This is a genomic window from Hamadaea sp. NPDC051192 (genome assembly GCF_040682475.1).
Taxonomy (GTDB): Bacteria; Actinomycetota; Actinomycetes; order Mycobacteriales; family Micromonosporaceae; genus Hamadaea; species Hamadaea flava.
The window spans coordinates 1-21,060 of the sequence record NZ_JBFBAZ010000099.1 but is presented as its reverse complement, the minus strand read 5'-3'; the positions used below and the strand labels follow the sequence as shown (position 1 = coordinate 21,060).

Here is a 21,060-nt window from a genome sequence, read left to right as displayed (position 1 = left end):
GCTACCGTGGACGGGTGATCGTTCAGTTCGACGCCGAGTTGTGGTTGTGGGACGCGCGGAAGCTGGACAGCTGGACGTTCGTGAGCCTGCCCGCCGACGCCTCCCAGGAGATCCTGGAACTCACCGAGGGTCCTCGGCGGGGTTTCGGCGCGGTACGCGTACGGGTGACCATCGGGTCGAGCACCTGGGCGACGTCGATCTTCCCGGACAGCAAGAGCGGCTGCTACGTGCTGCCGGTCAAGAAGGCGGTACGCCGAGCCGAGGAACTACACCCGGGCGAGGTCGCCGAGGTTTCCGTGGAAGTCCTGTAAGAACGAACCCCGCCGGGGCATTGCTGGCTGACGGCAACCCCTCCCCAAGGAGTTCGGGCCAGTGACACATCCCTCGGCGCGCGAACACTTCGCCGCGCTCTTCCACCGGCATCACCGGCAGGTCTACGCGTACGCCGTGAGCCGGGCCGGGCGTGGCGTCGCGGACGACATCGTCAACGACACCTTCCTCGTGGCCTGGCGGCGGTTGGACGCCGTACCCCTCGATCCCCTGCCCTGGCTGCTGGGCGTGGCCCGCAACGTGGTCTACGAAAAGCACCGGGACCAGGTACGCCAACTGAGCCTGATGTCGCAGGCGAAGGCAGCGGTCGAGGGGGACGTCGCCGACCTGGTCGCCGAGCGGTCGGCGACGTTGGCGGCGCTCGACGCCCTCACCCCCGCCGATCGGGAACTGCTGACCCTGGTGGCGTGGCATGGTCTGGCCGCCCGGGACGCCGCGAAGGTGCTGGGCGTCAGCACCGCCACCTTCTTCGTCCGGCTGCACCGCGCGCGTAGACGGTTCGAGAAGGCGCTCGCCGAACAGTCCGCCGTCGAATCCGCCTTTCCCCTTCCCGCAGAGGAGATCCGCAGATGAATCGCCACCGTCGCGCGGTGCAGCAGATCGCTGACGCGCGCCCAGCGGTGCTCGACGGCGCACCTGACCGCCCGGCTCCGCACTTCCCTGACGCGCCCGCGCATTTCCGGCGTACGCCGCGGCCGCGGCAGCGGCTCGTGCTCGCCGGACTGGTTCCGACGATCGCCGTCGCCGCGATCGTCATCGCCGTCGCCGTGTCCACGACGGGCCGGGGAGTCCCCCCGCAACCACCGCAGACGCAGACCGAGTCCCCGAACGCGCGGGGCATCCTGCTCGCCGCCGCCGCGCAGGCCGCCACCGGTACGCAGCCGACCGCCGAGTGGTGGGTGACCAAGCTCGAAATGCGGTTCCGCTACAACGCCGGCGGCTACACGGTGCTCGCGCGGACCGAGAACGAGACCTGGCATTCCACGCGTCCCGGGATCAACGACGTCTCGGTGATCACCAAGCTCGGCGCCGCCCCGGAGACGGACGCGGACAAGGCAGCCTGGGTGAAGGCCGGCTCGCCGACCACGTGGCAGACGTTCACCCCGGAGGGGCAACCCGGTCGCAAGATCGACGCTGGTCCTGGCCTCCGCAAGGTCGACGTCGTGCCGCCATTCGGGTTCGCTCTGCTGAGCAAGGACCTCACCTATGCCGAGGTTCAGGCGCTGCCGGCCGATCCGGCCCGGCTCAAGGCGTACCTGGTGGCGCTGGACCCGCAGAATGTGGACTCGGAGCTGCTGTTCTCGCTGGGTGGGCAGATTCTGACCGAACTACCGGCCACCCCGCAGGTACGCGCGGCCGTCTACCGGATACTGGCCGAGCTGCCCGGCCTGACGATCACCCAGGGTGAGCGGGATGCGAAGGGCCGGATCGGGGTCGGCGTGAAGCACTCGTTCCGCAATGCGGACGGCACGACCCACGACTCCATGATGATCATCGACCGGCAGTCGGGCGACCTGCTCGCCACCGTCGACGAGCAGGGCACCACGCTCCGGCTGGGCAATCGGTTCACCGACGAGACACCGCCGACGGCCTGATCGCCGCAAACGCATCGGCCGCCTCCCGTGCTGGGGAGGCGGCCGATGCGCGTTTCGTCAGTCGTTGTCAGCGATCAGAGGACCGAGTCGCGTTCGAGATCGGTGATGTCGACCTCGTTCTCCTCGAACAGCGTCTCCAGGGCGTCCGCCCCGTTCTCCAACGCGTACTCCGCCTCGGCTTCGCTCACCGGGATGGCGAGCAGCCAGGCGACGGTCTTCTCGCCGATCACCCGGGAGGCGAACTCCTGGTCCCAGTAGACCGACGGGTCGGCGAAGTAGAGGTGCGGCAGCTCGGTGTCGGGGATCTGCATCTTGACGATGTCCCGGAAGCAGGCCCCCGGCTCGGGCTCCCACCCGTCGTTCAGCACGAAGAACGCGGCGGTGGAGACGATCTCGGCGAACGGGTAGTCGGACTCGGCCACCCCGAGGAACTCGACGCCGAGCGGCGGGTCCAGGTCGCGGTCGAGCGACATGTCCGACAGCCCGATCGTCGCGTACGCCGTCAGGCCCTTTTCCGGGCGATCCGCCGAGTGCAGTACGCCGATCCGGCTGGTCTCGTCGGCGTTGAGGTATTCGATGACCCGGGGACTGCCACCGAAGATCCCCGCCGTCGTCTTGGCGATCGCTTTGTTGTCCGCGCTCACTGCCATGTCACGGCCCCAAGTAGTCGTCGGTGTGGTCTTCGCCGGCGTGGCTCTGGTTGGACGAGGGGAGCTCCGGCCGGTAGTGGGACGGGTCGTTGTGCTCGTCCAGGAACTTCTTCCGCGTGATCTTACGCTGCCGGGCACTGTCTCGATGCTTACGGAACTCGTAGCCCGGCTTGTGGCCCATGTCCCACGACTTCTTCTTGTCCATCACCTTACCGGTGAGCGGGTCGCGAACCTTGCCGTCGGGACCTTTCGCGGACTTCCAGACCTTGTCGCGGACCCCTTTGCGGAAGCCCTTCGGCCGCCGGTAGGTGTCCTTGGTCTTCTTCGCGGCCTTCTTGGCCGCCTTGGTGACGCCTGGCAGGACGTCGCCCTTCTTCACGACCTTGGCCAGGGGCTTCATCAGGCCCTCGGCCGCCTCACCGGCCAGCTTGCCGACGGCGCGCTTGCCCGCCCTAGCCACCGAGCACCTTCGATACGGCTTGGTCGAGCAACCAGTTGAGCAGTCGCTTGAGCGCCTCCCGCAACAGGGCGATGATCGCCGTCGACGCACCGAAGGTCACGAAGGCCGCCGCGATGGCGGAGGCGATCGCGATGAGGGTCAGCGTCGCCTGGACGATGACGTTGATCTTCAGCGCGAGGACGATGCCGGCGCAGACCATCATGCCGACCCCGACGATGTCGGCGCCGGTGCCGCCCTGGTTCAGCCGCTGCACCGGGCTGCCGTCGCCGGAGAACCGGGACTGGAAGGCGCTGATCATCTCGCCTTTGTTCTGGTTCCACACCTGCATCGCGGTGTTCTGCGCGTCGCTGACGTGGCCGTCGAGCAGACCGGACAGCTTCGACCAGGACTGGCCGAGATCCAGCAGCGCGGTCTCGTCGCCCTTCGGCCAGGTGAACCCGATGATCGACAGGATGGTCTGCACCTCGCCGGGAACTGTCATACCCATAACAGACCTCCTAGAGGGACAGGCTCGGGCCGCCGGACGCCAGCTTGGTCATCCGCTCCACTGCGGACATGTCGGCGTCGTCGTAGTTGTCGGCGGCGACCCCGAGCCGTTCGGCATAGTCGTCCAGTGTGTCCAGATTGGACGTGATCGCGTTGACCACCAAGGCCAGGGCCGCCTTGTAGATGGCGCCCATCGCACTGCCCAGGTCGTCGTCGCCCCAGCACTCGCCGAGCGACTCGATCTCGCCGATGAACTGCTGGATCATCTGGTCGGCCCGCTCGGTGACGTCGTTGAGCTGCGTCGAGGCCAGGCGGAGGCCGGTGGAGACGATCTCGATCGGGACGCTCATGACAGCCGCCGATCGATCTTCGCCATCTGGTCGGCGAGCGTGTCGGTGATCCGGGACATCGTCCGTACGCCCTCCTCCCGGATCTGCTTCATCGTCTCGGCCAGCGCGGCCGGGTCGACCGCGGCCGCGGCGGCGGCCGCCGGGTCGGACGACCGGGACGCCGCCCAGGCCTGGTTGAAGGCGGACATGATCTCGACGGCGAGCTCGCGTGGCGTCAGTGCCATGACGTGGTCGTCGAGGACGAGTTCGCTCATCCGGCCGTCGGCGGCGAGCTTGAGGCTCACCTTTCCGTCGAGGGCACTCCCCGACGCTTCGAGGCTGGGATCGCGGGATTGATCGCGGGCCTTCTCGGCCTCGCGTTGGGCCATTTCCATCAGACGGTCGAGGTCACCGACGATGCTCGACAAGTCGGACATGCCTACCTCCCCATGTGCCGGGCGACCCCGGAACCGCTGCTGGGCACCCCGAGGTTCGGTCCCGAAAGTAGTCAGCACATAGGCGGCACGCAATGCGTAATCCGTCGCCTGTGGACAACTTCAGCGACTAAGAATTCACGCCAATCGCCTGACGTGCAGTGATTGTCCGCGTACGCGTTGTCAAGCCACCAACCCGCCGGTTCAATCGACCGAATCGATCAAGATCAGCCGGTTTTCGTGTGACCGTCGCCGATCGGCGGGGATAATGGCACGATACCTACCGATTTATGAGGGATCGTGTGCGACGGTTGATCATCCCCGCGTACGCGGCGTGGCTTCTGCTGCTGGCGACGGCCTACTTCGTGATGCCGCCGACGACCGCTGCCGCCCTCGTCTGGCTCGCCATCGGGCTCAGCAGCGGGGCGGCGGTGGTCGTCGGCGTACGCCTGAACCGGCCGAGCCGGCCGCGTCCCTGGTACTTCCTGGCCGGTGCGGTGCTCGCCTACGCCGCCGCCGACGCCGTGTACTACCTGGCCGAGGGGATCACCCCGCTCACCGACGACTACGTCTTCGACGATCTGCTGTACGCCGTCATGTTCGTCCTGCTCATGACGGGCCTGCTCCAATTCGGGCGGCCCGCCACCCGCGGCGCGCTCCTCGACGCGTTGATCGTGATGTGCGGCGTGGGGTTGCTGACCTGGATCGTCCTGGTCCAGCCGAGCGCGCGCGGACCCACAGCGGACGATCTCACCCATCTCACCTCGATGATCTATCCGCTCGCCGACGTCGTCATCCTGGCGGGCGTCACCCGGCTGATCCGGGCGCTGAACGTCACGATCTCGATCGTGCTGCTCGTCGTGGGCGCGGCCGGCCTGCTCGTCTCGGACGCGGTCTACCGGGCGACAGGCGCGGGCTTCGCCCTGGGCGAGCCGGTCGGCCTCGGCTGGTTCCTCTTCTACGGCTGCTTCGGCCTGGCCGCGCTCGTCCCGTCCATGCGTACGCTCACCGAGCCGCCGAGACTGCGCCAGCGGGACACCACGCCGCTGAGCATCGCGCTGCTCGCGGTGTCCGGCCTGATCCCACCGGCGGTGCTCTTCTTCGAGGCGGTGACGAACCCGCCCGCGCGGCACGGCGTCATCATCGCGATCGCCTGCGCCGGCGTGGGCATCCTCGTGCTGACCAGGCTCGCCGGGGTCGGCCGGAAACTCCAGTCCCAGTTCAGCCGGGAACGCGGGCTACGCCAGGTCACGACCTCCCTGGTTTCGGCGGCGGACCCGCAGGCCGTGGGCGCGGCGCTCAAGGACGGCGTCGCAGAGCTGATCCCGGCCGATCTTCCGCATCGCGCGATCCTGCTCGACCCTTCCCAGGCCTCGGTCTCCCTGCAAGCGCTGCGGAGCGAGCAGATCGTGGCCACCACCTCGCTGCCCGAGTGGCTCGCCCAGCGGGTGTTGCCGCATCCGGCGACCATGGCGGCCCCGCTCGTGCTGCCCGACCGGCCGGCCGGCGATTCGCAGGTGGGCGTACTGCTGATCGGGGCGCCCGACCGGGTCCTGCGCGCGATCCGGGACTCCGTGCGGGCGCTCACCGCCCAGGCCGCGCTGGCCATGGACCGCATCCAGCTCGGGCAGGAACTGCTGCGGCGCAACAACGAGGAGTACTTCCGCGCGCTCGTCCACAACACCGCCGACGTCATCCTGATCCTGGACGGGAACGACCGCGTCCGGTACGCCAGCCCGGCGGCGACGGCGATGTTCGGCACCTCCAGCGTCCTCAAGATGCCGCTGCTGGACCTGGTCGACCCCAGCAGCAAGGTCCAGGCCGCCGCCGAGCTGCAAGCGGTGTGCCGCACCGGCGACCGGGCCGTCCGGGGCTCCGACTGGACCGTACGCGGTCCGAACGGCCCCGCGTTGCAGGCGGAGGTGGCCTGGCGGGATCTGCGCGCCGACTCGGCCGTCCAGGGCATCGTCGTGACGCTGCGGGACGTGACCGATCGCCGCCGGCTGGAGCGGGAGCTGACCCATCGGGCGTACCACGACGCGCTGACCGGCCTGCCCAACCGCGCGCTGTTCGCCGAACGGCTGCAACAGGCGCTCGCGCACGCCGACCAGAACCTGACCGTCGTCGGCGTGTTGATCCTCGACCTCGACGACTTCAAGATCGTCAACGACACGCTGGGCCACAACCTCGGCGACGAGCTGCTCATCGGGGTCAGCCACCGGCTCAGCGAGCTGCTGCGGCACCGGGACATGGCGGCCCGGCTGGGCGGGGACGAGTTCGCCGTCATCATCGAGGACGCGGCCGACCTAGCCGCGGTCGAGGACGTGGCCGCCCGGATCGTGACCGCTTTCCGGGAGCCGCTGCTGGTGCAGGGTCAGCTGGTCAACGGCTCGGTCAGCGTGGGCGTGGCGACCAACTCCGAAGCCGTCGACAGCGCCGAACTGTTGCGCCACGCCGACCTGGCCCTCTACGTCGCCAAGGGCGAGGGTAAGGGACAGTGGCGGCGCTACCAGCCCGATCTGCATACCGCGATCACCGAGCGCCTCACCTTGCGGACCGAGTTGGACGCCGCGCTCGCCGGCGACCAGCTCGACGTCGAGTACCAGCCGATCGTCGCGCTGAGCAGCGGCCACACCGTCGGCTTCGAGGCGCTCGTCCGCTGGAACCACCCGACGCGGGGCCGCCTGGGACCGCAGGCCTTCATCGACCTGGCCGAGGAGTCGGGGCTCATCGAGCCGATCGGCGAATGGGTGCTCCGGCACGCGATCGAGGCCGCTCAGTCATGGCAGGGCAACGGCCGCACGAACCGGCCCTACGTCAGCGTCAACGTTTCGGCCTGGCAGTTCCGCAACTCCACGTTCGCCGACCAGGTCCTGGCCAAACTCACCGACCACGGCGTCGCCCCCGGTCTGCTGATGCTCGAGATCACCGAGAGCCTGCTGGTACGCGACGACGACCGGCTCTGGCGTGACCTGGCCCGGCTCCGGGAGGCGGGCGTACGCATCGCGATCGACGACTTCGGCACCGGTTACTCCTCCCTGAGCTACCTGCGCGCGGTCCCGCTGGACGTGCTGAAGATCGACCGCCAGTTCACCTCGACGATCGCCGCGTCGGCCAAACAGCGGGCCCTGGTCGACGGCATCGTGCGGCTGGCGCACACGCTGGGCCTGGAGGTGATCGCCGAGGGCATCGAGACGTCGGCCGAGTCGACGCTGCTGACCGTGCTGGGGTGCCCCTACGGTCAGGGTTACCTGTTCGCCAAGCCGTTGCCGCTCCCCGCGACTTACGCGTGGCTGGCCCGTCACTAGGCCTAGGCTGGGCGGATGAAGATCGCAGTCGTCGGCGGCACCGGGCTCACCGGCCGCGAGGTAGTCCGGGCCGTGGAAGCCCAAGGTCATCAGCCAGTCGTGATCGCGCGCTCGCTGGGCGTCGACATCATCACGGGCGACGGCCTCGATGCCGCGCTCAGAGGGGTCAGCGCGATCATCGACGTCTCGAACGCCCCGGCGGAGGACGCCGAGGCGGCCCGCCAGTTCTTCGGCACGGCCACCGGCACGCTGCTCGCCGCGGCCACGCGGGCCGGCGTCGGCCACCACGTGGTGCTGTCCATCGTGGGCATCGACCGCGTCGCGGGAAACCCGCACTACGCGGGCAAACTGCGTCAGGAGGAGGTCGCGCTCGCGGGCCCCGTTCCGGCCACGGTGGTACGCGCGACGCAGTTCCACGATTTCGCCGCGATGGTGGTCGGCTGGTCGGCGAGCGACGGCGTCGCCCCGATCGCGCCGTTGCTCGTGCAGCCGATCGCGGTCGCGGACGTGGCCGACGCCCTGGTGGCGGTCGCGCTGGACACCCCGGTCGGCGGCATCGTCGAGGTGGCCGGGCCGAAGCCGGAGGATCTCGTGGACATGGCCCGGCGGACGCTCGGCGTACGCGGGCAGACCGTCGAGCTGGCGCCGAGCTGGCAGGGCCGGTTCACCGTGGAGATGGCCGGCGAGGTGCTGCTTCCCGGGCCGGACGCGCGGATCGCCCCGACGACCTTCGAGCAGTGGCTGGCGAACGATCCCGCGAACCAGCCGGGAGCCGCATAAACACCCTGGAGGCGGGTATCGCCCCTCCCGGAGGGAAGGGGGATGCGCCCATGGCGACCACCAAGAAGGCCGCGACCAAGGCGACGGCGAAGAAGGCCGGCAGGAGCAGTCAGCCGCGGCTGGGCCAGGTCAGTTCGGAGATCCAGAAGTTCGGAAGCGTCGTGGAGCTGCCGATCGGTCTGTCCTACGAGGCCCGGATGTACTCGTGCGAGCGGCTGAACCGGATTCTGGCGGACACCCAGGTCCTGTACGCGCTGTACAAGAAGTATCACTGGCTCATGCGCGGGCCGACCTTCTACCAGCTGCATCTGTTGCTGGACAAGCACGCGGGCGAGCAGCTGGCCCTCGTCGACCTCGTGGCCGAGCGGGTGCAGACGCTGGGCGGGGTGGCTGTCGGCGATCCTCGGCACGCGGCCGAGCTGACCCGGATCCCCCGGCCGCCGGACGGCGTCGAGGAGGTCCCGGCGATGCTCTCCCGCTTGCTCCAGGCGCACGAGACCATCCTCGAAGACGCCCACGACGCCGCCTCCCGAGTCGAGGAGGAGGGCGACGACGGCAGCGACGACCTGCTCGTCTCCGACGTCATCCGAACCGGCGAACTCCAGGTCTGGTTCCTGTCCGCGCATCTGGTGGACACGCCGACGACGGTGGCTCGCTGAGTCAGGCGTACGCGGCGGGCAGGGTCACGGTGACGACCAGCCCGCCGCCGGACCGGGGCCGGGCGACGACCTCGCCGCCGTGCGCGCGGGCCACCGACCGCACGATGGACAGGCCGAGCCCGGCGCCCTTCGAGGTGACCAGCCGCTCGTCGTCGAGCCGCCGGAACGGCTCGAAGAGCCCCGGGATGTCGTAGGGCGGGATGGTCAGCCCGCTGTTGGCGACTTCCAGCTCCACCCCGCCGTCCGGGCGTACGCGGCTCGTGACGCGCGCGAAGCCGCCCGCGTGGTTGTGCCGGATCGCGTTCTCGACGAGGTTCTGCGCCAGCCGTTCCAGCAGGATCGGATCGCCGATGGTGACCGCCTCGGCGGCGTTCTCCGTGAGCGTGACCTCGGCCGTCCGCGCCTCGTCGGCGGCCTGCGCGACGACGTGGCTGACGACGTCCGCGAGGTCGATCTCGGCCCGCTCCAGCACCTCGTTCTCCGAGCGGGCCAGCAGCAGCAGTCCGTTGATCAGCCGTTCGTGCCGGCTGTTGATCTCCAGCAGGGTCTCCCCCAACTGCTTCACATCCGCCGACGCCGTCTTGCGGTTCATCGCCACCTCGACGAGCGCCCGGTTCAGTGTCAACGGCGTACGCAGCTCGTGGGAGGCGTTGGCGACGAACCGTCGCTGGCCCTCGAACGACCGGTCGAGCCGCTCGACCATGGTGTCGAAGGTGTCGGCCAGTTCTTTGACGTCGTCGTCGCCGCCCTCCAACGCGATGCGTTCGTGCAGGCTCAGATCGGCGCCCCGCGCGTTGGCGATCCGGCGGGCCGTCTCGGTGACCCGGTGCAGCGGTGCGAGCACCCGCCCGGCGATCAGCCAGCCCAGGGCGACGGAGGCGACGCCGACGATGCCGAGCGCGATGCCGCCCTGGGTGAGCAAGGAGGTGAGCGCATCCGTACGCAGCTTCCGCTGCTGTTGCTCCAGATACTTCGGCACGTCGCTCGCGTTGATCTGCTGCCCGCTGCCCGAGACCAGGTACGGCTCGTCGGCCAGGCCGTCCGGCAGGGTGTCCGGGCCGGGCGTGCTCTTCGGACTGCCCTTGATCTGGCCCGACATCTTGATCTGCACCATGTTCCCGGTCCCCGGCAGCTGTTGCTGGACCAGCAGGAAGGTCACGCCGAGCAGGACCATGCCGGCCATCAGGAACAGGCCGCCGTAGACCAGGGTCAGCCGCATGCGCAGGGTGGGCCGGAATCGGCGACGGCTCATGGGATCCGGTACCCCTCTCCAGGAAGCGTCTCGATGACGGCGGGCTCGCCGAGCTTGCGGCGCAACTTCAACACGGTGAGCCGGACGGCCGAGGTGAACGGGTCGGCGTTCTCGTCCCAGACCTTCTCCAGCAGGTGCTCGGCGCTGACCACCGCGCCGTCCGCCCGCAGCAGCTCGGTCAGCAGCCCGAACTCCTTCTTGGAGAGCAGGACGTACTTGTCGCCCCGGAAGACCTGCCGGCGGGCGGGGTCGAGGACGATGCCGGCCCGGCGCAGCACCGGCGGGACGGCCGGGCGGGACCGGCGGCCCAGCGCCTGGACGCGGGCGGCCAGCTCGGCGAAGGCGAACGGCTTCGGCAGGTAGTCGTCGGCGCCGAGGGACAACCCGTTCACTCGGTCGCCGATCTCCGCCGCAGCGGTCAGCATCAGCACCCGGGCCGCCGACTCCGAGGCGACCACCTCCCGGCATACGTCGTCGCCGTGCACCTTCGGCAGGTCCCGATCGAGCACGACCACGTCGTAGTCGTTGACGCCCAGCCGGTCCAGTGCGGCCTCGCCGTCGAGCGCCACGTCGACCGCGTGAGCATCGTCACGCAGCCACTCCGCGATCGCCTCGGCCAGGAGGCGTTCGTCCTCCACCACGAGAATGCGCATCAGCCCGCAAACCCCTTCAAAATCCCCGTGACCTGCGCGGTCACCGCTCCATGGTGACGCGCCGTGATGTTTCTCCGGCGTTAGCGCTTTCGGAAGCGCCCCCGAAACAGCTCGACGCGTTGACTCAGCGCCCTAGCGGCCGCACTCCGCGGGCCGCCCGGCAAGGAGACGAAATCATGAACAGAAGGCTCCTCGTCGCGACGGCCAGTGTGCCGATCGCGTTGCTGTTCGCGCTGTCGGGCTGTGGCAAGTCCGGTAACACCGACAACGGGGTCGCCTCGGTCGGCGGCACCGCCAGCGCCAGCCCGAGCGCGTCCAAGACCCGTTCCGCCGCCGAGGAGCAGGAGCGGGCGCTCAAGTTCGCCCAGTGCATGCGCGAACACGGCGTGGACATGCCCGACCCGGAGATCAAGGACGGCAAGATCCAGATGCGGATCAACGCCCAGCCGGGGACCGACGTCGACGCCGCCCAGAAGGCGTGCAAGGACTACGCGCCCGACGGCGGCCCCGGCGGCAAGCCCGACGCCGAGATGCAGAAGAAGCAGCTCGACTACGCGAAGTGCATGCGCGAGAACGGCGTCGAGAAGTTCCCGGACCCCGATCCCAACCAGGGCGGCATCCGCATCGACGGCAGCATCGCCGACGACCCTGATTTCCCGAAGGCGCAGCAGGCCTGCGAGAAGATCATGGGCGAGCCTGCGATGAAGGAGACCCAGAGCTCATGACGGTCCCCACGGAGGAGACGGCGACCGGCGTACGCGCCAAGCGCCGGAAGAAGGGACGCGGCGGGAAGCTGATCGGCGCCGGCGTCGCCGTCCTCGCGGTCGGCGCGGCGACCGCGGCCACCCTCGGCTTCGGGTTCGCCCCGGAGAAGGCCGCGGACAACCAGCAGCAGCTGCCGCCGACGACCGCGAAGGTCACCAAGCAGACCCTCAACGACACCCAGAACGTGTCCGGCGACCTCGGGTACGGCGACTCGACCGCACTGGCCGCCCGCATGCAGGGAACCGTGACGTCACTCCCGTACGCCAGCTCGGTCTTCCAACGCGGGAACGCCGTCTACAAGGTGAACAACACCCCGGTCGTGCTCATGTACGGCACCGTTCCGGCGTACCGGGAATTGAAGGTGGGCGACGAGGGCGCCGACGTCAAGCAGCTGGAGCAGAACCTGAAGGCGCTGGGCTACTCCGGTTTCACCGTCGACAGCAAATACACATCGGACACTGCCGATGCGGTGAAGGACTGGCAGGAGGACCTCGGTCTCGACGAGACCGGCCGGGTCGAGCTGGGCCGGGTGCTGTTCGCTCCCGGCGCCATCCGAGTCGACAGCGTCAAGGCGTCGCTGGGCGGCGAGATCGGCCCGGGACAAGAGGTCTTGTCCTACACCGGGACCAGCCGCGTGGTCACCGTTCAGCTGGGCATCGGCGATCAGCGGCTGGCCAAGAAGGGCACGGCCGTCTCGATCCAGCTGCCCGACGGCAAGAAGGTCGACGGGACGGTTCAGCGTGTCTACACCGTCATCGAGGCCAGTGACGACCCCAACGGCGACGCGGAGACGAAGATCGAGGCGCAGCTGACGCTGAAGGACGCGAAGGCGGCGGCCGGCCTCGACGTCGCCTCGGTCGAGGTGGTCTTCACGGCGGCCGAGCACAAGGACGTGCTGACCGTCCCGGTCGCCGCACTGGTAGCGCTGTCCGAGGGCGGCTACGGCGTCGAGATCGTCGACGGGGCCGGCACGCACTACGTGAAGGTCGAGACCGGGTTGTTCGCGGGCGGCCGGGTCGAGGTCACCGGCGACGGCATCGCCGAGGGCATCACCGTCGGGATGCCGAAATGATCGAGCTGACCGGCGTCTCGAAGGTCTACCCGGGCGGCGTGCACGCGCTGCGCGACGTGAGCCTGACGATCGGCGAGCGGGAGCTGATGGCGATCGTCGGGCCGTCCGGGTCGGGCAAGTCGACGATGCTGCACGTGCTGGGCACGCTCGATCGGCCCAGCGCCGGCCGGGTGACGATCGACGGGTACGACATCTCGCGCCTCTCGGACCGGCAGCTGTCGGCGTTGCGGGCGACCCGGATCGGCTTCGTGTTCCAGCAGTTCCACCTCGCGCCCGGGGTCAGCGCGCTGGACAACGTCGCCGACGGGCTCCTCTACAGCGGCACCGGCCTCGGCGAACGTCGCCGGCGCGCGAACGTGGCGCTGGAGCGGGTCGGGCTCGGTCACCGGATCGACCACGAACCCCACGAGTTGTCCGGCGGCGAACGGCAGCGGGTCGCCATCGCCCGGGCCGTCGTCGGCGAACCGCCCGTGCTGCTGGCCGACGAGCCGACCGGGAACCTCGACTCCTCGTCGGGGGCGGGCGTGATGAAGCTGCTCCGCGAGCTGCATTCGGCGGGCACCACCGTCGTGATCATCACGCACGACCGGGAGATCGCCGCCACGCTGCCTCGCCAGGTCCACATGCGCGACGGCGAGATCGTCGGCGACGACGTCCCGGACGAGGCCGCTGCGCTGGGCGTACCACTGGAAGGAGCGCGACCGTGACCGCGAGTCTGGACCACCGGCCGCGGTTGACCCCGGCCCGCATGGGACCGCGCGACATCGTGCGGGTGGGGGCCGCGGGCCTGCGCACCCGGCCGACCCGCGCGTTGCTGTCGGCGCTGGGCATCGCGATCGGCATCGCCGCGATGATCGCGGTGGTCGGCATCTCGTCGTCCTCGCAGGCGGACCTGGACCGCAAGCTGGCCGCGCTGGGGACGAACCTGCTGACGGTCTCGCCCGGGCAGACGATGTTCGGCAAGGACGCCAGCCTGCCCGAGGAAGCCGAGTCGATGATCGAGCGGATCGGCCCGGTGCAGGCCGTGTCGGCGGTCGGCAAGGTCAGCGGCGTGAGCGTCTACCGGTCCGACAAGATCCCGAAGGCCCAGACCAACGGGCTCGCCACCTTCGCGGCCCGGCTGGACCTGCTGGAGACCGTCGGCGCGAAGCTCCGAAGTGGAGTGTGGCTGAACGAGGCGACGGCGCGTTACCCGGCGGTGGTGCTCGGCAACGCGGCCGCCCAGCGGCTGGGCATCAGCCACGCCGGACCCGACGTCGAGATCATCGTCGGCGGGAGCAAGTTCACCGTGGTCGGCATCCTCGAACCGGTGGCCCTCGCGGACGAACTGGACCCCGGCGTGATCATGGGCTGGCCGGTCGCGGCGGACAAGTTCGACTTCGACGGCCACGCGACGACGGTCTACACGCGGTCGGACGAGAGCCAGGTCGAGGCGGTACGCGCAGTGCTCGGCGCGACGGCGAACCCGGAGAACCCGAGCGAGGTCAACGTGTCCCGCCCGTCCGAGGCGCTGACCGCGCAACGGGCGGCCGGGGCGGCCTTCACCGGGCTGCTGCTCGGCCTCGGCGCGGTGGCGCTGCTGGTCGGCGGGGTCGGCGTGGCCAACACGATGGTCATCTCGGTCCTCGAACGCCGGGCCGAGATCGGTCTCCGGCGCTCGCTCGGCGCCACGCGCGGGCAGATCCGGGTGCAGTTCCTCGCGGAATCGCTCCTGCTGTCCGCCCTCGGCGGCGTCGGCGGCCTGCTCCTGGGCATCGGCGTGACCACCGGGTACGCGTACTACCAGGGCTGGCCGACCACCGTGCCCGCCTGGGCGACCGTCGGCGGCGTCGCCGCCACCGTCGTGATCGGCGGGATCGCCGGGCTCTACCCGGCCATCCGGGCCGCCCGCCTTTCCCCTACAGAGGCACTCGCCGCCCCCTGACCCTGCTGTTGTGGTGCCTCACTTGAGATGCAGATCAGGGATGTGCAGGCTTCCCGTACGCGGGAAAGGCTGCACATCCCTGATCTGGCACCCAAGAAAGCGCGGGACCCCTTCAGGGGACGACGGCCACCGGCCACTTCCCCGTGCGGACCAAGCGGGCCGCGACCGATCCGACCAACCGGTGCCCAGGCTGGGCCGACGCGCCCACGATGACCGCGTCGGCCTTCAGGTCGTCGGCCGCGGCCCGCAGCTCGCCGAACGGGTCGCCCCGCCGGGTCAGGAAGGTCACCGGTACGCGCATCTCCTCGGCGAGCTGGCGTACCTCGTGACGCAGTTCCGTCTCCAGTTCGTCGAAGGTCCGCTGCTGTGCCGCGGCGGCCCCCGTGATCATCGACGTCCAGGCGTGCGGCTCGGCGACATACACCACGGCGAGCTGGCTGTTCTGCCGTCGTGCCATGCCGCAGGCGTACGCCGTCGCCCGCATGGACGTCTCCGAGCCGTCGATGCCGACCATGATCAGCCGGGGGCCGTCCGTTCCCCGCTCCCACGGCGAGACCGCGCAAGCAGGCCCGTATCGCACTACGGAGAGGGGTTCGGCGGTCATGACCTCGTCGCCGCCTTCGCACCGGCAGCCGAGCCCGTGGCCGACGCCGAACCCTCGGCCGACGCGGCGTCCCCGGTGGCGGCCGCCGACGGCTTGGCGCCCAGGTCGATCGTCGTCCGCAGGGTGATCGGCTTGAAGGCGATGGCCGCGATGAGGCCGACGACCGCGATGGCCGCCGAGATCAGGAAGATGTGCCCGGTCGCGTCCCCGTACGCCGCCCGCACGATGTGCTGGAAGGCCTCGGGCAGCGCGTTGAGGTTGAGGGCGCTGGTCTTGCCGGTGCCGCTCGCCTGGATGCCGGCCTGGGCCAGGCTCTCCGTGATGTTGGCGGTGACCCGGTTGGCCAGCACCGCGCCGAGGACCGAGACCCCGACCGTGCCGCCCAGCGACCGGAAGAACGTCACCGAGGCGCTCGCCGCGCCCATCTCCTGGAGCGGGACGTCGTTCTGCACCGCCAGGACGAGGTTCTGCATCGTCATGCCGACGCCGATGCCGACCAGGGCCATGCCGAGGCCGACGAGGCCCAGCGGGGTCTCGTGGTCGATCGTCGACAGCACCAGGAAGCCGCCGATCAGCACGACGGTTCCGGCCACGATGAAGCGCTTGACGGTGCCGCTGCGCGAGATGAGCCGTCCGGTGATCGTCGAGGAGACCAGGACGCCGGCCATCATCGGGATGGTGAGCAGGCCAGCCTCGGTGGGCGTGTAGCCGCGCCCGATCTGGAAGTACTGGCCGAGGAAGACCGCGCCGCCGAACATCGCCATGCCGACCGCGAGGCTCGCGATGATCGACAGGGCCGGCGTACGCCGCCGGATGATCTTCAGCGGGACGACGGGCTGCGCCGCCCGGGATTCCACCCAGACCGCGATCGCCAGGACCACCACGCCCACACCGACCATGACGCCGGACTGCCAGGAGATCCAGTCGAACGAGTTGCCGACGAAGGAGACCCAGATCAGCAGGACCGAGACGCCGGCTGCGATGAGGCCCGCGCCCCAGTAGTCGATCTTCACGTTAGCCTGGCGGACGGTCGGCAGGTGCAGCGTCTTCTGCAGGACCAGGAAGGCCAGCGCCGCGATCGGCACGCCGACGAAGAAGCACCAGCGCCAGCCCAGCCAGGAGTCGACGATGACGCCGCCGAGCAGTGGGCCGCCGACGGTGGCGAAGGCCATCACCCCACCGAGGTAGCCGTTGTACCGGCCACGCTCACGCGGCGGGATCATCGCCGCGATCACGACCTGGACCAGCGCCTGGAGTCCGCCGACGCCGATGCCCTGGAAGGCGCGGGCGCCGATCAGCTGACCGGCGTTCTGCGCGAGCCCGGCGAGGATCGACCCGGCGACGAAGATCACGATCGCGATCTGGACCAGGAGCTTCTTGTTGAACAGGTCGGCCAGCCGGCCCCAGATCGGGGTGCTGGCGGTGGCGGTCAGCAGGGTCGCCGTGACCACCCAGGTGTACTGCGTCTGCGTACCGTTCAGCGCACCGAGGATCTTGGGCAGCGCGGTCGAGACGACCGTGCTGCTGATCATGGCGACGAACAGGACCAGCAGCAGACCGCTCAGCGATTCCATCACCTCGCGGTGATTCATCGGTGCGGCGGCGTCCGAGCGGGCTGCGGCTTCCGCCGAAGCGGGGGGAGCGGTGCTCACGATGGTGCCTCCAAGGGATCAACCACCAGAATCCCACAAACTTGCCGGGTGGGCAAAGTTTCCCAAAGTGCAATTATGCACAGCGGTAGAATTCGGGTGTGACCACCGAGACGATCGCGCCCGCGCCCGAGGGGCTGAGGGAGCGGAAGAAGGCCGCCACCCGCCAGGCGCTGCACGAAGCGGCGCTGCGCCTCGCCGTCGAGAAGGGGTACGCCGAGGTCACCGTCGATGCCATCGCCGACGCCGCGCTGGTCTCCCGCCGCACGTTCTCGAACTACTTCGGGAGCAAGGAGGACGCCCTCCTCTACGGCGATCGCAACCGGGGTGAGCAGCTCGTCGAGCAGCTGCGTGCGCAGCCGGCCGACCGGACCGCCTGGCAGGCGTTGCGCGGGAGCGCCGCCCAGCTCTACACCGGTCTGGAGAACCTCGACGCGCAGTGGGTCGCCCAGCTCCGGCTGGTCCGGCGGCATCCGGCGATCCTGGCCCAGCAGGTGGCCAACCACGGCCGGCTCGAACAGGGCCTCGCCGACGAACTGACCGCCCGGCCGGGTGGGCTCGACCCGCTGGCGGCGCGCGTACTGGCGGCCGCGTTCCTCGCCGCGCTCCGGGCGGCCATCACGGTCTGGCTCGACGAAGGCGGCCGACGGCGAAGGCTGCCGGAGACGGTCGACCGCGCCCTCGACGAGCTGGCGAAGCAGTACTCCTGAGATGCCCGAGGGCGACACCGTCTGGAACACGGCCCGGTCCTTGGACCGGCTCGTCGGGCAGACTTTGACCGGCTCGGACTTCCGCGTACCGCAGTTGGCGACGGCCGACCTGACCGGGCGCGCCGTCGAGTCCTCGGCCAGCCGGGGCAAACATCTGCTCCTGCGGCTCAGCGGCGGGGTGACCCTCCACTCCCATCTGCGGATGGACGGCTCCTGGCGCGTCTTCGCCGCCGGTGAGCGGTTGAGCGGCAAGCCCGCCCACCTGATCAGGGTCGTCCTGAAGACGGACGGCGCGGCGGCGGTCGGCTATCACCTGCACGAGCTGAAACTCGTCCGCACCACCGGCGAGCAAGCGCTCCTGGAGCATCTCGGCCCGGACCTGCTCGGCGACGACTGGGACCCCGCCGAAGCCGTACGCCGTCTCGCAGCCGATCCGGCCCGGGAGATCGCCGAGGCGCTGCTCGACCAACGGAACCTCGCCGGTATCGGCAACCTCTACAAGGCGGAAATTCTTTTCCTGCAAGGGATCTGGCCCTGGACTCCGGTCGGCGAGGTGGCCGGCCTGCCGAAGCTCGCCGACCTCGCCCATCGGCTGCTCATCGCCAACAAGGGCCGCTGGACGCAGAGCACCACCGGTTCACTACGCCGAGGCGAGACGACGTACGTCCACGGCCGCCGGTCGATGCCCTGCCGACGCTGCGGCACCCTGATCCGCAAGCAGGAACAGGGCGAGCGAATCACCTATTGGTGTCCTACGTGTCAACCCGGGCCCGTGGGTAGATGATGGGTCATGGACCAGTGGGTGGTACTGACCCAGATCGCCCTCGCTGCCGTGCTCGGCGCGTCGATCGGGCTGGAACGGGAGCTCAACGCGCAACCGGCCGGCCTGCGTACGCACATGCTGGTCAGCCTGGGCGCGGGGCTGTTCACCCTGTCCGGGGCCTACCTGCCGGGCGATGACCCGACTCGCATCGCCGCCCAGGTCGTGACCGGCATCGGCTTCCTCGGCGGCGGCGCGATCCTCCGCGAGGGCGCCAACATCCGTGGTCTCACCACGGCCGCCTCGCTCTGGGTGACCGCCGCGATCGGCACCGCCGTCGGGCTGCGCTGGTGGTTCCCAGCCGTCGCCGCGACCGCACTGGCCCTCCTCGTCCTCTCCCTGGTGAAGTACGTCGAACGAGAGGCGCTGCCGCGCCGACGGCTGCTGGAGATCACCCTGACCCTCGAACCGGACGCTCGGCTCGACCGCGTCGAGCAGGAGGTCATGGACGCGCTGCCCCGCTCCCGGATTCTCAAGGTCTCGTACTCCCTCACCGGCCAGGCCCTGGTACTGACGTCGCAACCGCAGAACGGCACCAGCCTCAGCGTCATCGGCGAACGGCTGCGCGGGCTGGCCGGCGTACACGGGGTCGAAATCAGCCGCTGAGGCTCGCATAATGGCCGCATGTCTGGAAGCGCTCCCACAGACGACCTCCGGCGATCGAGGATCGCTACCTCGGCCCTCTTCCTGCTCTTCGGCACGGCGCTCGGCGCCTGGACCGCCCGCATCCCGGCGATCAAGAGCCACCTCGGGCTCACCGACGGCACGCTCAGCCTCGGCCTGCTCGCCTTCGCCTTGGGCGCGATCATCGGCATGCAGGTCGCCGGGCGGCTGGTCGATCGGCTCGGCAGCTCGCGCGTACTGATCCCGGTCGCGTTCGCCGAGGGAGCCGCCCTGATCACCCCGGCCTTCGCCCCGAACCTGGCCGTGCTGATCGTCTGCCTGCTCGCCTTCGGCACCGTGCACGGCCTGCTCAACATCTCGATGAACGCCAATGCCGTCGAGATCCAGCGGGCCTGGGGCAAGCCCATCATCACGTCGTTCCACGCCGTCTACAGCGTCGGCGGCTTCCTCGGCGCCGCGTACGGCGGGCTCTTCGCCTGGGCCGACCTCAGCCCGCAGGTCACCTTCCTCAGCCTCGCCGCGCTGCTCACGGTCCTCGCCGCGGCCTGCTCCCGGTTCGTCCTGCGCGCCGCGCCAATTCCGTCGACTCCCGACACTCCACAACAGACTTCCGGGGTGTTCCTGCTCGGTGTCCTCGCCTTCTGCTGCCTCGTCGGCGAAGGCGCCGCGGCCGACTGGAGCTCCGTCTACCTCCGCGACGGCCTGCGCAGCACCGCCGGATTCGCGGCGGCGGCCTACGCGGCGTTCGCGATAGCCATGACCGGCGGCCGTCTCGTCGGCGACCGCCTGGCCGCGCGGCTCGGTCAAACACAACTGGTACGCGCAAGCGCAGCGCTCGCCGCCGTCGGTCTCGCCGCCGCCCTCGCGATCGGCCACCCCATCGCGGCCGTGGTCGGCTTCGGCTGCCTCGGCGCCGGGCTGGCCTGCATCGCGCCGCAGGTCTTCGCCGCCGCCGGCAACCGGAACCCGGCCCGAGCCGGGCAGGCGATCGCCCGCGTCGCCGCCATGGGGTACGCCGGATTCCTGGTCGGCCCGGTCGTCATCGGGGCGTTCGCCCAACTCACCAGCCTGCGCTGGGCGTTGAGCGTACCCGTGGTGTTGACGATCTTCGTGGCCTTGACCGCCGCGGCGCTTCAGCCCCAGTCGGGCAGATTGTGGCCGATCAGCTGGCACCGCGCGTAAAGGTGGGTCTGGTGCGGGGCCGGACTGCCCTCCGGCGGCGCCCAGTCCTCCGCGATCAGCTCCAGAACGGCGAAACCGTGCCGCGTGAGCAGATCGCGCAACTCCTCCCGTGGGTACGCGGTCAGCGGCACCTTCTCCCCGAGGAAGTCCCGGAGCAGGTAGTCGGTGTCGCCCTCGACCATGCCCAAGGCGAAGAACGCGCCGTGCTTGAGTTCCCGCCGGACGTCCTCGAGAACATCCTCGATCTCCGTACGCGGCAGCACGAGCAGCGAGAAGAACGCCACCGCGGCGTCGAACCGGTCCTCGACCGGATGCAGACCACCCAGATCGTGCAGATCCCGCTCGACGAAGATCGCGCCGGGAACCTCGTGCCGGGCGATGTCCAGCATCACCGGCGACGCGTCGACGCCGACCACCTCGCAGGCGCCGTCGACAAGCTGCCGAGCCGTGGGTACGCCCGTCCCACAGCCGACGTCGAGCACGATCGGCGGCCGATGCCGCGTCTCCCGCAACCGTTCCAGCAGCCAATCGCCCGTCGCGTACTGGCCGGGCCGATCAGAGAACGCCTCGCCGTAATGCGCGCCGATCGAGTCGAAGACCCGGGCGAGGTCGGGCCGAACCTCCTGCGCCACTTCTTGCGCCACGCCCTTCATCCTCCCAGCTCCCACCCCTCCCCACCCCCTCTTTCCCCCTTCCCCTCCCTCTCCCCCTCCCCCCTCTTTTCGTTGATCATGGAGTTAACTGTGGTGTCGTCGGTGTGTCATGACCGGAAAC

24 protein-coding genes are annotated in these 21,060 nt (G+C 69.8%); 14 read left to right on the top strand and 10 right to left on the bottom strand.

The window, feature by feature from the left end:
• Positions 1 to 14: 14 nt before the first annotated feature.
• The 3 genes from AB0M47_RS30640 (at position 15) to AB0M47_RS30630 (ending at position 1,925) form a co-directional block, all read left to right on the top strand.
• The gene (locus AB0M47_RS30640) at positions 15 to 311 is read left to right on the top strand and encodes a DUF1905 domain-containing protein (RefSeq protein ID WP_363420168.1); all 297 of its coding nucleotides are present in this window, start codon (positions 15 to 17) and stop codon (positions 309 to 311) included.
• A 61-nt stretch (positions 312 to 372) separates the two neighbouring features.
• Positions 373 to 903: an RNA polymerase sigma factor gene (locus AB0M47_RS30635; RefSeq protein ID WP_363420166.1), complete on the top strand. Its 531-nt coding sequence runs from the start codon at positions 373 to 375 to the stop codon at positions 901 to 903.
• 17 nt (positions 904 to 920) lie between these two features.
• A complete protein-coding gene (locus AB0M47_RS30630) occupies positions 921 to 1,925 on the top strand; it encodes a CU044_5270 family protein (RefSeq protein WP_363420164.1) in 1,005 nt (334 codons plus the stop codon).
• A 74-nt stretch (positions 1,926 to 1,999) separates the two neighbouring features.
• On the opposite strand, the gene AB0M47_RS30625 is transcribed toward AB0M47_RS30630, so the two are convergent.
• The 5 genes from AB0M47_RS30625 to AB0M47_RS30605 are packed head-to-tail and all read right to left on the bottom strand — an operon-like array spanning position 2,000 to position 4,287.
• A complete protein-coding gene (locus AB0M47_RS30625; RefSeq protein ID WP_363420162.1) occupies positions 2,000 to 2,575 on the bottom strand; it encodes a suppressor of fused domain protein in 576 nt (191 codons plus the stop codon).
• 1 nt (position 2,576) lies between these two features.
• Complete coding sequence (locus AB0M47_RS30620) at positions 2,577 to 3,035, bottom strand: HNH/ENDO VII family nuclease (RefSeq protein WP_308197724.1); 459 nt, start codon at positions 3,033 to 3,035, stop codon at positions 2,577 to 2,579.
• Positions 3,028 to 3,522, bottom strand: a complete 495-nt coding sequence (locus AB0M47_RS30615) for a hypothetical protein (RefSeq protein WP_363420160.1) — start codon at positions 3,520 to 3,522, stop codon at positions 3,028 to 3,030. The genes AB0M47_RS30620 and AB0M47_RS30615 overlap by 8 nt, the downstream gene beginning before the upstream one ends.
• A 10-nt stretch (positions 3,523 to 3,532) precedes the next feature.
• Complete coding sequence (locus AB0M47_RS30610) at positions 3,533 to 3,871, bottom strand: type VII secretion target (protein WP_363420158.1); 339 nt, start codon at positions 3,869 to 3,871, stop codon at positions 3,533 to 3,535.
• Positions 3,868 to 4,287, bottom strand: a complete 420-nt coding sequence (locus AB0M47_RS30605; RefSeq protein WP_253757662.1) for a YbaB/EbfC family nucleoid-associated protein — start codon at positions 4,285 to 4,287, stop codon at positions 3,868 to 3,870. The genes AB0M47_RS30610 and AB0M47_RS30605 overlap by 4 nt, the downstream gene beginning before the upstream one ends.
• Before the next feature lie 299 nt (positions 4,288 to 4,586).
• Between AB0M47_RS30605 and AB0M47_RS30600 the strand changes: the two genes are divergently transcribed.
• The 3 genes from AB0M47_RS30600 to AB0M47_RS30590 are packed head-to-tail and all read left to right on the top strand — an operon-like array spanning position 4,587 to position 9,031.
• Positions 4,587 to 7,592 (top strand): EAL domain-containing protein, encoded by a 3,006-nt coding sequence (locus tag AB0M47_RS30600; protein WP_363420156.1) that lies wholly within the window; start codon positions 4,587 to 4,589, stop codon positions 7,590 to 7,592.
• A 15-nt stretch (positions 7,593 to 7,607) separates the two neighbouring features.
• Positions 7,608 to 8,372 (top strand): NmrA family NAD(P)-binding protein, encoded by a 765-nt coding sequence (locus AB0M47_RS30595; RefSeq protein ID WP_363420154.1) that lies wholly within the window; start codon positions 7,608 to 7,610, stop codon positions 8,370 to 8,372.
• 50 nt (positions 8,373 to 8,422) lie between these two features.
• Positions 8,423 to 9,031 carry a DNA starvation/stationary phase protection protein gene (locus AB0M47_RS30590; protein WP_363420152.1) on the top strand — a complete coding sequence of 203 codons (609 nt, stop codon included), beginning with the start codon at positions 8,423 to 8,425 and terminating at the stop codon, positions 9,029 to 9,031.
• Position 9,032: 1 nt separating this feature from the next.
• On the opposite strand, the gene AB0M47_RS30585 is transcribed toward AB0M47_RS30590, so the two are convergent.
• Positions 9,033 to 10,283 (bottom strand): HAMP domain-containing sensor histidine kinase, encoded by a 1,251-nt coding sequence (locus AB0M47_RS30585; RefSeq protein WP_363420150.1) that lies wholly within the window; start codon positions 10,281 to 10,283, stop codon positions 9,033 to 9,035.
• Positions 10,280 to 10,936 carry a response regulator transcription factor gene (locus AB0M47_RS30580; protein WP_363420148.1) on the bottom strand — a complete coding sequence of 219 codons (657 nt, stop codon included), beginning with the start codon at positions 10,934 to 10,936 and terminating at the stop codon, positions 10,280 to 10,282. Before AB0M47_RS30580 ends, AB0M47_RS30585 begins: the two co-directional genes overlap by 4 nt.
• Positions 10,937 to 11,112: 176 nt before the next feature.
• On the opposite strand from AB0M47_RS30580, the gene AB0M47_RS30575 reads away from it, so the two are divergent.
• From AB0M47_RS30575 to AB0M47_RS30560, 4 genes are read left to right on the top strand one after another with little or no spacing between them, the layout of a single operon-like run.
• Positions 11,113 to 11,661, top strand: a complete 549-nt coding sequence (locus AB0M47_RS30575) for a hypothetical protein (protein ID WP_363420146.1) — start codon at positions 11,113 to 11,115, stop codon at positions 11,659 to 11,661.
• Positions 11,658 to 12,773: a peptidoglycan-binding domain-containing protein gene (locus AB0M47_RS30570; RefSeq protein WP_363420144.1), complete on the top strand. Its 1,116-nt coding sequence runs from the start codon at positions 11,658 to 11,660 to the stop codon at positions 12,771 to 12,773. Before AB0M47_RS30575 ends, AB0M47_RS30570 begins: the two co-directional genes overlap by 4 nt.
• A complete protein-coding gene (locus AB0M47_RS30565) occupies positions 12,770 to 13,480 on the top strand; it encodes an ABC transporter ATP-binding protein (protein ID WP_363420142.1) in 711 nt (236 codons plus the stop codon). Before AB0M47_RS30570 ends, AB0M47_RS30565 begins: the two co-directional genes overlap by 4 nt.
• Before the next feature lie 41 nt (positions 13,481 to 13,521).
• Entirely contained in the window at positions 13,522 to 14,697 is a 1,176-nt protein-coding gene (locus AB0M47_RS30560; protein ID WP_363420187.1) for an ABC transporter permease, read from the top strand.
• Positions 14,698 to 14,809: 112 nt separating this feature from the next.
• Here AB0M47_RS30560 and AB0M47_RS30555 read toward each other — a convergent pair whose 3' ends face one another.
• Positions 14,810 to 15,301 (bottom strand): universal stress protein, encoded by a 492-nt coding sequence (locus AB0M47_RS30555; protein WP_253757682.1) that lies wholly within the window; start codon positions 15,299 to 15,301, stop codon positions 14,810 to 14,812.
• Positions 15,298 to 16,893 carry an MDR family MFS transporter gene (locus tag AB0M47_RS30550; RefSeq protein ID WP_363420185.1) on the bottom strand — a complete coding sequence of 532 codons (1,596 nt, stop codon included), beginning with the start codon at positions 16,891 to 16,893 and terminating at the stop codon, positions 15,298 to 15,300. Before AB0M47_RS30550 ends, AB0M47_RS30555 begins: the two co-directional genes overlap by 4 nt.
• A 158-nt stretch (positions 16,894 to 17,051) precedes the next feature.
• Here AB0M47_RS30550 and AB0M47_RS30545 point away from each other — a divergent pair, with 158 nt between their 5' ends.
• From AB0M47_RS30545 to AB0M47_RS30530, 4 genes are read left to right on the top strand one after another with little or no spacing between them, the layout of a single operon-like run.
• A complete protein-coding gene (locus AB0M47_RS30545; protein WP_363420140.1) occupies positions 17,052 to 17,660 on the top strand; it encodes a helix-turn-helix domain-containing protein in 609 nt (202 codons plus the stop codon).
• A 1-nt stretch (position 17,661) separates the two neighbouring features.
• Entirely contained in the window at positions 17,662 to 18,444 is a 783-nt protein-coding gene (locus AB0M47_RS30540; RefSeq protein WP_363420138.1) for a DNA-formamidopyrimidine glycosylase family protein, read from the top strand.
• A 6-nt stretch (positions 18,445 to 18,450) separates the two neighbouring features.
• The gene (locus AB0M47_RS30535; protein WP_363420136.1) at positions 18,451 to 19,086 is read left to right on the top strand and encodes an MgtC/SapB family protein; all 636 of its coding nucleotides are present in this window, start codon (positions 18,451 to 18,453) and stop codon (positions 19,084 to 19,086) included.
• 18 nt (positions 19,087 to 19,104) lie between these two features.
• On the top strand, positions 19,105 to 20,286 hold the full coding sequence (locus tag AB0M47_RS30530; protein WP_363420134.1) for an MFS transporter: 1,182 nt from the start codon (positions 19,105 to 19,107) through the stop codon (positions 20,284 to 20,286).
• On the opposite strand, the gene AB0M47_RS30525 is transcribed toward AB0M47_RS30530, so the two are convergent.
• On the bottom strand, positions 20,238 to 20,930 hold the full coding sequence (locus AB0M47_RS30525) for a class I SAM-dependent methyltransferase (protein WP_363420133.1): 693 nt from the start codon (positions 20,928 to 20,930) through the stop codon (positions 20,238 to 20,240). The two genes, AB0M47_RS30530 and AB0M47_RS30525, sit on opposite strands and share 49 nt — an antisense overlap.
• Positions 20,931 to 21,060 lie beyond the last annotated feature (130 nt).

Excerpts from the sequence above, each read along its gene's own strand:
- AB0M47_RS30605 (WP_253757662.1), bottom strand. The coding sequence starts at position 4,287 with ATGTCCGACTTGTCGAGCATCGTCGGTGACCTCGACCGTCTGATGGAA.
- AB0M47_RS30535 (WP_363420136.1), top strand. The coding sequence starts at position 18,451 with ATGGACCAGTGGGTGGTACTGACCCAGATCGCCCTCGCTGCCGTGCTC.
- AB0M47_RS30610 (WP_363420158.1), bottom strand. The coding sequence starts at position 3,871 with ATGAGCGTCCCGATCGAGATCGTCTCCACCGGCCTCCGCCTGGCCTCG.
- AB0M47_RS30540 (WP_363420138.1), top strand. The coding sequence starts at position 17,662 with ATGCCCGAGGGCGACACCGTCTGGAACACGGCCCGGTCCTTGGACCGG.
- AB0M47_RS30585 (WP_363420150.1), bottom strand. The coding sequence starts at position 10,283 with ATGAGCCGTCGCCGATTCCGGCCCACCCTGCGCATGCGGCTGACCCTG.
- AB0M47_RS30530 (WP_363420134.1), top strand. The coding sequence starts at position 19,105 with ATGTCTGGAAGCGCTCCCACAGACGACCTCCGGCGATCGAGGATCGCT.
- AB0M47_RS30625 (WP_363420162.1), bottom strand. The coding sequence starts at position 2,575 with ATGGCAGTGAGCGCGGACAACAAAGCGATCGCCAAGACGACGGCGGGG.
- AB0M47_RS30550 (WP_363420185.1), bottom strand. The coding sequence starts at position 16,893 with ATGAATCACCGCGAGGTGATGGAATCGCTGAGCGGTCTGCTGCTGGTC.
- AB0M47_RS30615 (WP_363420160.1), bottom strand. The coding sequence starts at position 3,522 with ATGGGTATGACAGTTCCCGGCGAGGTGCAGACCATCCTGTCGATCATC.
- AB0M47_RS30575 (WP_363420146.1), top strand. The coding sequence starts at position 11,113 with ATGAACAGAAGGCTCCTCGTCGCGACGGCCAGTGTGCCGATCGCGTTG.
- AB0M47_RS30565 (WP_363420142.1), top strand. The coding sequence starts at position 12,770 with ATGATCGAGCTGACCGGCGTCTCGAAGGTCTACCCGGGCGGCGTGCAC.
- AB0M47_RS30555 (WP_253757682.1), bottom strand. The coding sequence starts at position 15,301 with ATGACCGCCGAACCCCTCTCCGTAGTGCGATACGGGCCTGCTTGCGCG.
- AB0M47_RS30560 (WP_363420187.1), top strand. The coding sequence starts at position 13,522 with ATGGGACCGCGCGACATCGTGCGGGTGGGGGCCGCGGGCCTGCGCACC.
- AB0M47_RS30570 (WP_363420144.1), top strand. The coding sequence starts at position 11,658 with ATGACGGTCCCCACGGAGGAGACGGCGACCGGCGTACGCGCCAAGCGC.
- AB0M47_RS30590 (WP_363420152.1), top strand. The coding sequence starts at position 8,423 with ATGGCGACCACCAAGAAGGCCGCGACCAAGGCGACGGCGAAGAAGGCC.
- AB0M47_RS30595 (WP_363420154.1), top strand. The coding sequence starts at position 7,608 with ATGAAGATCGCAGTCGTCGGCGGCACCGGGCTCACCGGCCGCGAGGTA.
- AB0M47_RS30580 (WP_363420148.1), bottom strand. The coding sequence starts at position 10,936 with ATGCGCATTCTCGTGGTGGAGGACGAACGCCTCCTGGCCGAGGCGATC.